Origin of the sequence: Magnetospirillum sp. UT-4, from assembly GCF_902729435.1 — a bacterium.
Classification (GTDB): domain Bacteria; phylum Pseudomonadota; class Alphaproteobacteria; order Rhodospirillales; family Magnetospirillaceae; genus Magnetospirillum.
In genome coordinates this window covers 39,400-50,237 of record NZ_LR746523.1, presented here as the reverse complement: position 1 = coordinate 50,237, position 10,838 = coordinate 39,400, and the positions used below count along the sequence as shown (strand labels likewise).

10 protein-coding genes are annotated in these 10,838 nt (G+C 69.0%); 7 read left to right on the top strand and 3 right to left on the bottom strand.

What is annotated here, in order from left to right; all coding sequences use genetic code 11:
• Positions 1-287: 287 nt before the first annotated feature.
• The 4 genes from MTBUT4_RS17545 to MTBUT4_RS17530 all read left to right on the top strand — a co-directional run bounded on the left by MTBUT4_RS17545 (position 288) and on the right by MTBUT4_RS17530 (position 5,023).
• Positions 288-2,000 (top strand): methyl-accepting chemotaxis protein, encoded by a 1,713-nt coding sequence (locus MTBUT4_RS17545; protein WP_173980999.1) that lies wholly within the window; start codon positions 288-290, stop codon positions 1,998-2,000.
• 81 nt (positions 2,001-2,081) lie between these two features.
• Positions 2,082-2,219 (top strand): hypothetical protein, encoded by a 138-nt coding sequence (locus MTBUT4_RS17540; RefSeq protein ID WP_173980998.1) that lies wholly within the window; start codon positions 2,082-2,084, stop codon positions 2,217-2,219.
• Between the two features lie 96 nt (positions 2,220-2,315).
• Positions 2,316-3,749 carry a sigma-54 dependent transcriptional regulator gene (locus tag MTBUT4_RS17535; protein ID WP_217424202.1) on the top strand — a complete coding sequence of 478 codons (1,434 nt, stop codon included), beginning with the start codon at positions 2,316-2,318 and terminating at the stop codon, positions 3,747-3,749.
• Complete coding sequence (locus tag MTBUT4_RS17530) at positions 3,746-5,023, top strand: sensor histidine kinase (RefSeq protein ID WP_173980996.1); 1,278 nt, start codon at positions 3,746-3,748, stop codon at positions 5,021-5,023. The genes MTBUT4_RS17535 and MTBUT4_RS17530 overlap by 4 nt, the downstream gene beginning before the upstream one ends.
• Before the next feature lie 445 nt (positions 5,024-5,468).
• On the opposite strand, the gene MTBUT4_RS17525 is transcribed toward MTBUT4_RS17530, so the two are convergent.
• Both MTBUT4_RS17525 and MTBUT4_RS17520 read right to left on the bottom strand, forming a co-directional pair.
• Positions 5,469-5,999, bottom strand: a complete 531-nt coding sequence (locus tag MTBUT4_RS17525) for a bacteriohemerythrin (RefSeq protein WP_173980995.1) — start codon at positions 5,997-5,999, stop codon at positions 5,469-5,471.
• 285 nt (positions 6,000-6,284) lie between these two features.
• Positions 6,285-6,518 (bottom strand): hypothetical protein, encoded by a 234-nt coding sequence (locus MTBUT4_RS17520; RefSeq protein ID WP_173980994.1) that lies wholly within the window; start codon positions 6,516-6,518, stop codon positions 6,285-6,287.
• 155 nt (positions 6,519-6,673) lie between these two features.
• On the opposite strand from MTBUT4_RS17520, the gene MTBUT4_RS17515 reads away from it, so the two are divergent.
• From MTBUT4_RS17515 to MTBUT4_RS17505, 3 genes are read left to right on the top strand one after another with little or no spacing between them, the layout of a single operon-like run.
• Positions 6,674-7,009: a TusE/DsrC/DsvC family sulfur relay protein gene (locus MTBUT4_RS17515; RefSeq protein ID WP_173980993.1), complete on the top strand. Its 336-nt coding sequence runs from the start codon at positions 6,674-6,676 to the stop codon at positions 7,007-7,009.
• A gap of 58 nt (positions 7,010-7,067) precedes the next feature.
• Complete coding sequence (locus MTBUT4_RS17510; RefSeq protein WP_254434915.1) at positions 7,068-7,898, top strand: hypothetical protein; 831 nt, start codon at positions 7,068-7,070, stop codon at positions 7,896-7,898.
• A gap of 7 nt (positions 7,899-7,905) precedes the next feature.
• The gene (locus tag MTBUT4_RS17505) at positions 7,906-8,877 is read left to right on the top strand and encodes an NADPH:quinone oxidoreductase family protein (protein WP_173980991.1); all 972 of its coding nucleotides are present in this window, start codon (positions 7,906-7,908) and stop codon (positions 8,875-8,877) included.
• 164 nt (positions 8,878-9,041) lie between these two features.
• On the opposite strand, the gene MTBUT4_RS17500 is transcribed toward MTBUT4_RS17505, so the two are convergent.
• Positions 9,042-10,724 carry a methyl-accepting chemotaxis protein gene (locus MTBUT4_RS17500; protein ID WP_173980990.1) on the bottom strand — a complete coding sequence of 561 codons (1,683 nt, stop codon included), beginning with the start codon at positions 10,722-10,724 and terminating at the stop codon, positions 9,042-9,044.
• Positions 10,725-10,838 lie beyond the last annotated feature (114 nt).

The window sequence follows — 10,838 nt, the reverse complement described above, 5'->3', positions numbered from 1 at the left end:
AGCAGGCTGCGGAAAAACCCCTGTTTTTCTTTCGTCATTCCCGCGAAGGCGGGAATCCATGCCTCAGCACACAATATATTGCGGCCAGAACGCCATATTGCCCCTGCATGGACCCCCGCCTTCGCGGGGGTGACGGATCAGAGGGTGGCAAGCAGAGTATTTCCGCACCCTGTTAAGCCTCAGGTGGACAGGTGGCATACCTGGCCGACATGAAGTTTATGTGACGACATTTTCAGCATCGGTGTATCCTGCCCGGATATCGCGCAGATTGGGACTGAGGGGTCATCATGCGGATATCGTCCTGGGCCGCCCTGCTGGGCAGCGTCGTCGTCGTCTGTATTCTCGCCGTCGGCGCCGTCGGAATGGCGGCCTTGTCGGACCTGAAGGTGGGGGGGCCTCTGTACCAGCGCATCGTGCTGGGCAAGGACCTGGTCGCCGACATCCTGCCGCCGCCGGAATACATCATCGAATCCTACCTGGAAGCGACGCTGGCGCTGAACGACCCGTCGATGGTGGCGGCGCGGCGCGGCCGCATCGCCCAGTTGCGCAAGGAATACGACGACCGCCACGCCTTCTGGCTGGACTCGCCATTGCCGCCGGCCCTGCGCGACAAACTGGTGAAGGATGCCCACGCCCCGGCCCTGGCGTTCTACGCCGAGGTCGAGGCGACGCTGCTGCCCGCTTTGGCCGCCGGCGACATCGAGGCGGCGCGGCGCTCCTACGGCGCGGTCAGTGCCGCCTATGCCGGCCACCGCGCGGTGATCGACGAGATCGTCGCCGATGCCAACGCCATGAACAGCGCCACCGAGGCCGAGGCGGCCGCCGACGATTCGCGCTACGTGCGGCTGGTGTGGATGGTCTCCGCCCTGGCCCTGGCGCTGGTCCTGGGCACCGTGGCCGCCGTGCTGCGCGGCATGATCCGGCCGCTGGCCACCATGACGGCGGTGATGAAGAGGCTGGCCGGCGGCGACCTCGCCGTCGACGTCCCGTCCGCCCACCGCCGCGACGAGATCGGCGAAATGGCCGCCGCCGTGGCGGTGTTCAAGGACAACGCCATCGCCAACGACACCCTGCACCGCCGCCAGGAGGAGACCCGCGCCCAGGCCGAAGCCGACAAGCGCGCCGCCCTCAAAGCCATGGCCGACACCGTCGAGATCGAGACCCGCGCCGCGGTCCAGGCGGTCGCCGAGCGCACCGGCCACATGGCCGCCAATGCCGCCGCCATGGCCAAGGCGGCGCAGTCGGTCAGCGACAACAGCCAGAACGTCGCCGCCGCCGCGTCGCAGGCGCTGGCCAACGCCCAGACGGTGGCCGCCGCGTCGGAGCAATTGTCCGCCTCCATCGGCGAAATCGCCGGGCAGATCGACATCGCCCGCTCGGCCACCGGCGAGGCGGTGGACGCCTCGGCCCGGGCGACCGAAACCATCCAGCGCCTGTCCGGCGCGGTCGGGCGCATCGGCGAGTTCACCGCCCTGATCCAGACCATCGCCGCCCAGACCAACCTGCTGGCCCTGAACGCCACCATCGAGGCGGCGCGGGCCGGCGACGCCGGCAAGGGCTTCGCCGTGGTGGCCGGCGAGGTCAAGGGACTGGCCACCCAGACATCGAAGGCCACCGAGGAGATCTCGGCCCAGATCGCGGAGATCCAGTCCACCACCACCCAGGTGGTGGATGCCGTGCGCGCCATTTCGGGCGCCATCCACGGGGTCGAGACCGTCTCGGCCGCCGTCGCCGCCGCCATCGAGGAGCAGGGCGCGGCCACCGGCGAGATCGCCCGCAACGTGGTGCAGACCTCGGATGCCGCCCGCGAGGTGGCCGAGCGCATCGAGACGGTCTCGAGCGAGGCGTCCAGCACCGGCCGCCAGGCCGAGGAAGTCAACGCCGATTCCACCCTGGTCGCCACCAGCGTGACCGAACTCGGCCAGGCCATCATCCGTGTGGTGCGCACCGCGACTACGGATGTGGATCGCCGCGATTCGCCGCGCGGCCCGAGGACATGAACATCGCCGGCTGGGATTTCCACGGACTGAAGACCAAGCCCAGGCGCTTCCCCTGCCACGTCAGCGGCGTTGACGCCGGAAATGGCGGTCCGCCTGGGTCGCTTCTGCGGCAACGGCCCCGGCCTTTGGCTGCGGATGCAGCAGGCGCACGATCTGTGGAAGGCCGAGGAGAACCTGAAGGACCAGCTCGGCTCCATCCCGTGCCACGCCGCCATGTGACCGCCATCGCGGCGGCGACCACCCCCTAACCACACTGGTTGATTCCTTTCCACCACTTCAGCGAAGATGGCGGTGCCCCCCGGGACGGAGTGCCCCTTGACCTCGTTGCCCATCATCCTGGTCATCGACGACGAGAAGCAGTCGCAGGAGGCGCTGCGGCGGGTGCTGGGCGACGAGTTCCGCGTGCTCACCGCCTCCAGCGCCGCCGAGGCCGAGGACCTGCTGGGCCAGGAGATGGTCCATGCCATCCTGTGCGACCAGCGCATGCCGGGCACCCAGGGGGTCGATTTCCTGAAGACGGTGCGCGAGCGCTGGCCCGATCCGGTGCGCATGATCATCTCGGCCTATACCGCGTCCGAGGACATCATCGCCGGCATCAACGAGGCCGGCATCTACCGCTACATCACCAAGCCGTGGGAACCCGACGGGCTGATCGCCATCGTGCGCGAGGCGCTGGACGTGTGGCGGCTGCAGCACGCCTCGGCGCAGGCCTCGCTGGACCTCAAGGTGGCCCCGGCCGCCCTCGAATCGGCGGTGGCGAGAAAGACCGGCCAGCTGCGCCAGGCCCACCATTTCGACCGCATCGTCCACGCCCCCGGCTCGCCCCTGGCCGACATCATCGAGCTGGCGCGCAGGGGCGCGGCCTATGACATCTCGGTGCTGCTGACCGGAGAATCGGGCACCGGCAAGGAGCTGCTGGCCCGCGCCATCCACTATTCGTCGCCGCGCGGGTCGCAGCCCTTCGTGGTCGAGAATTGCGGCGCCCTGCCCGACCAGCTGCTGGAATCCGAGCTGTTCGGCTGCAAGAAGGGCGCCTTCACCGGCGCCTACGAGGACCGCATCGGCCTGTTCGAGCAGGCCAATGGCGGCACCATCTTCCTCGACGAGATCGGCGAGACCTCGCCGGCCTTCCAGGTCAAGCTGCTGCGCGTGCTGCAGGAGGGCGAGATCCGGCCGCTGGGGGCGCGCCTCACCCGCAAGGTGGACGTGCGGGTCATCGCCGCCACCAACCGCGCCCTCGAGGACGAGGTGCGCGAGAAGCACTTCCGCCGCGACCTCTATTACCGCCTCGCCGCCTTCCCCATCCACATCCCGCCGCTGCGCGAGCGGCCCATGGACGTCGCCCCCCTGGCCGAGCGGCTGCTGGCCGACACGGCGAAAAGCTTCGGCAAGCGCATCCGCGGCTTCTCGCCCGGGGCGACGGCGCTGCTGGCCGGGCACGACTGGCCGGGCAACGTGCGCGAACTGGCCAACGAGATCCAGCGCATGGTCGCCCTGGCCGACGGCGCCACCATCGAACCCGCGCTGATCAGCCCGCGCCTGCGCGGGCGCGGCGATCTGCCGGCCGATGTGCCGGCCGGCGGGAGAGGCCAGCTCAGGGACCGGGTCGAGGCGCTGGAGGCCGAGGTGATCGCCGACGCGCTGTCGCGCCTGGGCGGCAACATCAGCCGCGTCGCCGCCGAACTGGGCCTGACCCGGGTCGGCCTGCGCTCGAAGATGCGCCGCTACGGGCTGGAGCGGGAGGGATGAGCCCCTCCTCCTCCGAGCATGAGTTCGGCCCCGCCCAGGAAGCCGCCTGGATCGAGGTGGTGCGCAAGATGGAGGAGGTCTATTCCGACCTCATCCAGTACGAGGTCGAGCTGGAGGAGAAGAATTCGGCGCTGGAGGAGGCGCAGCGCTTCATCACCTCGGTGCTGTCCTCGATCTCGGACATCCTGGTGGTGTGCGACCCCAGGGGCCGCATCCAGCAGGTCAACCTGGCCTTCCTCAAGCTCACCGACTTCCCCGAGATCGACCTGCTCGGCCATCCCCTGGGCGACGTCCTGGCCGAGGAGGTCGGGCGCCTGTGCCACTGGATCGAGGCGGGCAGCGCCAGCGACCGCGAAGTGCGCTTCCGCCATGCCGGCGGCGGCGCCACCGAACCGGTGGCCCTGACCTGCGCCACCTTGTTCGACCATCGCGGCCTGCCCGCCGGCATGGTGCTGACCGGGCGCCCGGTGGGCGAGCTCCGCCGCGCCTACGAGGCGCTGAAGCAGGCCCAGGCCCAGCTGGTGCAGCAGGAGAAGATGGCCTCGCTGGGCCGCCTGATCGCCGGCGTCGCCCACGAGCTCAACAACCCCATCAGCTTCATCGTCGGCAATGTCCATGTGCTGGAGCGCTACCGCGACCGCCTGGAGACCTACCTGGCGGCGGTTCATGCCGGCTCCCCCGATACCGGCGCCCTGCGCGCGTCGCTGCGCATCGACGCCCTGATGGCCGATCTGCCGGGGCTGGTCGACGGAACACGCGAGGGCGCCGGCCGGGTCGCCGACATCGTCAAATCCCTGAAGCGGCTGTCCTTCTCGGCCCCCGGCGAGGCCGCCACCGTCGAGCTGGCGGCGGTGGTCGCCAACGCCCTGCAATGGACCGCCAAGGGACGCGCCACCGCCGCCGCCATCGTCGCCGATATCCCGGCGGGGCTGGCCGTGCGCGGCCAGGCCGGACAGATCCATCAGGTCCTGGCCAACCTGATCGAGAACGCGCTGGACGCCGTCGAGGAGGTCTCCGACCCGCGCGTCGCGGTGACCGGGTGGAACGACGGGATGCAGACCATGCTGGCCGTCGCCGACAACGGCCCCGGCATCCCCGAGGCCAACCTGCTCAAGGTCTTCGACCCCTTCTTCACCACCAAACCGGTCAACCGCGGCACCGGCCTGGGCCTGTGGATCAGCTACGGCATCGCGCGCGACCACGGCGGCGACCTGGCCGCCGCCAACCGCCCCGAAGGCGGCGCCGTGTTCACCCTGGCACTGCCGGCGGGATAGGCGATACCGTCGCCCTCGGCCGCCACAGACAGATTGCCCTCGCCCGTCTGCGGGACATTTGCGAAATCCGGGCCAGGGACGCCTCATCCTGAGGAGACCGCGCCAGCGGTCGCCTCGAAGGACGAGGGCGTCCTCGGGCATAGTTTCGCAAAGGTCCCGCAGGCGGGCGAGGGGGACGCGACGAAAGTGGGACCGGCGCTCGCCTCGCCCGCCCCAGCGCACAAAACCCTATCCCGCAGTATGGGCTTTGTCCGCCAGGGCGCAGAAACCCTCATGCTTATGCACATTGGCGACCTTTGCCCGACATCGGCATGATGTAAGCATGGGGCGTTGGCCCAAAAGGAGGCTGACCATGAGCATGTTCTTCAAGCAGATTCTGGTGGCCATCGGCCCGGGCGCGGTCAATGCCATGCTGGGGTTCCTGGCCTTCGGCTGAGGCGGTCGGCTACATCCGCTCCAGGACGTCCTGCTTGCGCCGCTCGTAATCCTCGGCGGTGATCAGGCCTTCGTCCAGCGCCGATTTCAGCTGGCGCAGCCGTTCCAGGCCGGACACTTCGCCCGCCGCCCCGGCATCGGTGCGGCGTCGGCGCTCGGCGACGAAGCGCCCATAGGCCATGTCCTCGTGCAGGATATGGCGAACCAGCCATTCCGAGACGAATTCCGAGAGTTCACGGACCAGCACGCGGCGCTCGTCGTCGGCGAAGCGGTTGATGATGTTGTCCAGCGCCACGAAGATGTTGCCGTGGTTGCGCTGGTGGTCGCGCAGTCCGGGATAGCCGATGGAGCGCAGGTACCGCTCCTCGTTGGCGAAGTGCTCGTAGGTGTAGTCGATGATGGCGTCGATGGTGGCCTGGGAATCGATGGCCGGGTCCTCGGCGCTGCGCCACAGCAGAAGCGCAAGGTCGAACAGCCGCCGGTGCTGTCCGTCCATTTCGGAATTGCCGACACTGAGGTCGGCGGTCCATTGGCGAGGCACGTGTCCTTCCCGCGCTAAAACTTCGACCATCCCAGCCGACCCCATCCCTATGGATTATACCTCACCTTTGGGCGGATGCGGAGATGTTCCGACGGGTCGAGCAGGGCAATCGGGTGGCGGGAAATGGGGCCGCCAACGGGTCATCACCCCCGAGAGGGGCACTGACGTGCTTCCGCCGCCTGTCGATCATCGACAGCCGTTCGTGGCGCTGAACTCTATGAAATACGCACCGGGCGAGGTGCCCAAGACTCGGCGCCCTGCCACAACGGACCGGAAGGGCGGGCTTCAGATCAAGATATCCAGATAGGTCCCGCGCCGGGCGTTGCGGTCGAGCTGGTCGAGGGGAAAGTCGGCCGGCAGCACCCGCTGTCCCGGCGGCCCGCCGATGGCGCCGCGATGGGGGGCGTGCCTGGCGCTGCCCGCAGTGTCGGGCGTGCCCAGTCCGCCCAGCGCCTGGCGGATGATGTCGAGGCCGGCCGGTCTGGCGCCGGTGGCGGAGATGCGGGTGTCGTCAGCCATGGCCGGAATCCTAGCACGACCGCGATTCCCGGGCCAAGGGGGAGGGTGCTTCAAACCCTCAGGCAAATCACCGAAGTGGAAAAATTCTAATTCGTATTGACGCGGGCAACTGGTAGGACCATATTACCGGCAGCTAATACACCACGGAGCCAACCATGCCTGAGATCGTCGTCAACGGAGAAACCATCCCGGTCAGCGAGGCCGGCTGGCTCGAGGACACCAAGACCTGGAACGAGGACATCGCCAAGGCCATCGCCGAGCGCGAAAGCGTCCAGATGTCCCAGGCGCACTGGGATGTCGTCCGCGAGGCCCGCGCCTACTACGAGGAATACGGGATCTGCGCCGAGCCGCGCGTCTTCGCCAAGTTGATGAAGGAAAAGTACGGAGCGGAGCGCTCCAGCCAGCAATACATCTACGAGCTGTTTCCTTATGGCCTGATCAAGCAGGGCAACAAGATCGCCGGCCTTCCCCGGCCCAAGGGCTGTTCGTGATTGTGGTCGGGGGCATTTTTACTTGCCCCCGATTCCCGCTTCGGGCTTAATGGCCGGCATGGACAGCCCCATCGCCCAGCCGGCAGCCGCCCTGGCACGACCGCGCGACCTCGCCAGCCATTTCATGGAATGCGGGGCGCTGAACACCAATCTGTCGCTGGCCCCGGGTGAGCGCCTGGTGATCACCGACGACCTGCTGGACGGCACCGTCGGCGACATGGCCGCCATGTCCATGGCCGCCATCGTCGCCCGCGACGCCATGGTCGCCCGCGCCGCCATCCTGCCGCTGGGCATCGCCGCCAGCAAGGTCAAGAACAAGGACCGCGCCAAGTACGAGCGCCTGTTCGCGCTGATCGAGGAAACCGCCTTCGATTCCGGCGCCCGCGAATCGGCCGAGGCGCTGATCCATGCCAGCTTCCGCGAAAACCAGATCAAGGAACTGGCGGCCGAGCTGGGCGGCACCGTCGGCCCCGCCCGCCAGCGCTACCGTGCCTTTCTGGAAGTGGTCAAGCTGCTGGCCGAACGCAAGATTTCCGAGCCGCTGTTCCTCGAGGAGTTCCTCGACTTCACCCGCGCCGTGGCCGGCAAGCTGGATTTCGGCATCTACGCCCTGTGCATCGACCGCATGTTCGTCTCGGAACGCATCCCGGTGATGGTCAAGGTCTCGCTGCTGCGCGAGATCTGCAAGTATCCGCCGCTGGTGCGCAAGGAGCTGATCACCAACCTGCTGTCCTCGCCCAAGGTCGAGCCCGAGCTGATCCGCTTCGCCCGGCAGGAGGTGGCCGGCATGCTGACCCGCGACCAGTTGACCGAGATCTTCCTGTTCACCACCTTGAAGCTGGCCTGGGCGGCGCAGCGTCAGGGTCCGGCGACCCGACTCCACAGCTGATACCGCCATGAAAGCCGTTCTCTGCCCCGCCTTCGGCGCTCCGCTGGAGGTGGCCGACATCGATACCCCGCGTCCCGGACCCGGCCAGGTCCGCATCCAGGTCGCGGCGGCCGGCGTCAACTTCGCCGATTCCCTGCTGATCGCCGGCACGTACCAGGAAAAGCTGGCGCCGCCGCTGGTGCCGGGCCTCGAGCTGGCCGGTACGGTGGCCGAACTGGGCGATGGCGTCGCCGGACTGGCGGTCGGCGACCGGGTGATGGCCACGGTGTCGGGCGGCGCCTTCGCCGAGCAGGCGGTGGCCGACCTCACCGACGTGCACCGGCTGCCCGACGGGCTGGATTTCGTCACCGCCGCCGGCTTCCCGGTGGCCTACGGCACCTCGCACATGGCGCTGACCGCCAAGGCCGGCCTGAAGGCGGGCGAGACCCTGCTGGTGCATGGCGCCGCCGGCGGCGTCGGCCTGACCGCGGTCGAGGTCGGCGCCGCAATGGGCGCCACCGTCATCGCCACCGCCGGCGGGCCGGACAAGGTCAAGGTGGCGCTGGACCACGGCGCCCATCACGGCATCGACTACAAGTCCGAAGATATCCGCGAGCGGGTCAAGGCGCTGACCGGCGGGCGCGGCGCCGACGTGGTCTACGACCCGGTGGGCGGCTCGGTGTTCGATGCCTCCTTGCGCTGCATCGCCCCCGATGGCCGCATCCTGGTGATCGGCTTCGCCTCGGGCACGGTGCCGCAGATTCCGGCCAACATCCTGCTGGTCAAGAACGTCACGATCATCGGCTATTGGTGGGGCGCCTACCGCAAGCTCGACCCCGCCCGCGTCCGCGCCAGCATGGCCGAGGCGCTGGCCTGGTGGGCCGACGGCCGTCTGAGGCCCCACGTCTCCGCCACCCTGCCCCTGGCCGAGGCGGCCCGGGCGCTGGCGATGCTCAAGGACCGCAGCGCCACCGGAAAGGTGGTGCTGACGGTGGGGTGAGCTTTCCCACGCTCCCCTCCCCTTGATGGGGAGGGGTTGGGGGTGGGGTGAAGCCGCATAAACCAGCATCGACGCGGTTCCCCCCCACCCAACCCTCCCCCGCGTGCGAAGCACGCATTGTCGGAAGGCGGGCTTCGCCCGCAAGGGGGGAGGGAGTTTTTTCTCTACGCCGCCCGCACGTCCTTGATGAAGCCATCGACCTGGGTCGCCAGGTCGGTGGCGACGCCCTTCAGGTGGTCGGCGGCGCTGGTGACCTGGTCGGCCATCAGCTTGGTTTCCTCGGCGGCGCCGGCCACCGAGGCGACGTTCTCGGCGGCGGTGCCGGTGCCGGCGGCGGCCTGTTCGGCGGCGCGGGCGATCTCGCCGGTGGCGGCGCCCTGTTCCTCCACCGCCGCGGCGATGGCCGACGACACCTCGTTGATCTGCTCGATGGTGCCGGCGATGGCCTGGATGGCGTCCACCGCCGAGCGGGTCTCGGCCTGGATGGCGGCGACCTGGGTGGTGATCTCCTCGGTCGCCTTGCCGGTCTGGTTGGCCAGGCTCTTGACCTCGTTGGCGACCACGGCGAAGCCCTTGCCGGCGTCGCCGGCTCGCGCCGCCTCGATGGTGGCGTTCAGCGCCAGCAGGTTGGTCTGGCTGGCGATCTGGCTGATCAGGTTGACCACCTCGCCGATGCGGCCGGCCGCCTCGGCCAGGCTGCGCACCATGCGGTCGGTGTCGGCCGCCTGCCGCACCGCCGCGCTGGAGATGCCGGCGGCGTGCGACACCTGACGGCTGATCTCCTGCACCGAGGCCGAGAGTTCCTGGGCCGCCGCCGAGACCGCCTCGACGTTGCCGCTGACCTGGCCGGTCATGGCGGTGACGGTGCCGGCCTGGTTCATGGTCTGCTGGGCGTTGGCCGACAGGGTCTGGGAATTGCCGAGCAGGCTGTCGGCGGACAGGCCGATCAACTCGACGATGCCCTGCACCCGGTCCTGCAGGCTGCCCGCCACCCGCGCGAGGTCGGCGCGGCGGCGCTCCTCGGCCTGGGCGTCCAGCTCGCTCTTCTCCAGCGCGGCGTAGGCCAGCTTGGCCTTCATGGCGCGCAGCAGGGCGGTGGTGCGGCGGAACTCGCCCACCGGCTCGTCGGGGATGGCGGCGGCGAAGTCGCCGCGGGCGATGGTGTCGAAGCTGGCCTCGAGCCGGCCCAACGGCCCGCTCAGGCGCCGCGCCGCCTGTGCCGCCAGCACCACGCCGGCCAGCAATGCCGCCCCCATCAGCGCCCAGCCGGCGCCGTGAATGCCGAATTCCGCCAGGACGCCGCCGGCCGCCATCAGCGCCAGCGGCAGCGTCATCGCCATCACCATGGCGCCGGTCACGCTGCCGAACCAGTCGCCGAGGCGGGCGCCCAATCCGGTGCCGACCGCCCGGCCCTCGCGGATGGCCAGGCCGCCCGCCTTGCCCTCGCGGAACAGGGCATAGGCGCGCTCGGCCGCCGCCACCTGCTCGCGCGACGGCTTGCTGCGGATGGAGATGTAGCCGGCGACCTGGCCGTTCTCCACATAGGGGGTGACGTTGGCCCGCACCCAGTAATGGTCGCCGTTCTTCGCCCGGTTCTTGACGAAGCCTTCCCACGGCTTGCCCGCCTTGATGGTGGCCCACAGGTCGGCGAAGGCCTCCTTGGGCATGTGGGGGTGGCGCACCAGATTGTGGGCGGCGCCCATCAGCTCGTCCTCGGCGAAGCCGCTGATCTGCTGGAAAGCCTTGTTGACGAAACTGATCCGGCCCCCCGTATCGGTGCGCGAAACCAGTAATGTGTCGTCCTCGAGCACGATTTCGCGATTGGTGATCGGACCGTTGTCCCGCATGATGTTTTCGCCTTTGTCTAGGGTCCCCATACCTTATGGGTAATTGGATAGCCCGAAGGACAGGATCAATCCAGCGCCAAGAATAAAGTTTAGCGGCGCGCTGCGATATATCGC

What these genes read in the sequence shown, in the direction of transcription:
- MTBUT4_RS17530 (WP_173980996.1), top strand. Translation starts at nt 3,746, where the DNA reads ATGAGCCCCTCCTCCTCCGAGCATGAGTTCGGCCCCGCCCAGGAAGCC.
- MTBUT4_RS17510 (WP_254434915.1), top strand. Translation starts at nt 7,068, where the DNA reads ATGGACAGCCCCATCGCCCAGCCGGCAGCCGCCCTGGCACGACCGCGC.
- MTBUT4_RS17540 (WP_173980998.1), top strand. Translation starts at nt 2,082, where the DNA reads ATGGCGGTCCGCCTGGGTCGCTTCTGCGGCAACGGCCCCGGCCTTTGG.
- MTBUT4_RS17500 (WP_173980990.1), bottom strand. Translation starts at nt 10,724, where the DNA reads ATGCGGGACAACGGTCCGATCACCAATCGCGAAATCGTGCTCGAGGAC.
- MTBUT4_RS17520 (WP_173980994.1), bottom strand. Translation starts at nt 6,518, where the DNA reads ATGGCTGACGACACCCGCATCTCCGCCACCGGCGCCAGACCGGCCGGC.
- MTBUT4_RS17505 (WP_173980991.1), top strand. Translation starts at nt 7,906, where the DNA reads ATGAAAGCCGTTCTCTGCCCCGCCTTCGGCGCTCCGCTGGAGGTGGCC.
- MTBUT4_RS17515 (WP_173980993.1), top strand. Translation starts at nt 6,674, where the DNA reads ATGCCTGAGATCGTCGTCAACGGAGAAACCATCCCGGTCAGCGAGGCC.
- MTBUT4_RS17545 (WP_173980999.1), top strand. Translation starts at nt 288, where the DNA reads ATGCGGATATCGTCCTGGGCCGCCCTGCTGGGCAGCGTCGTCGTCGTC.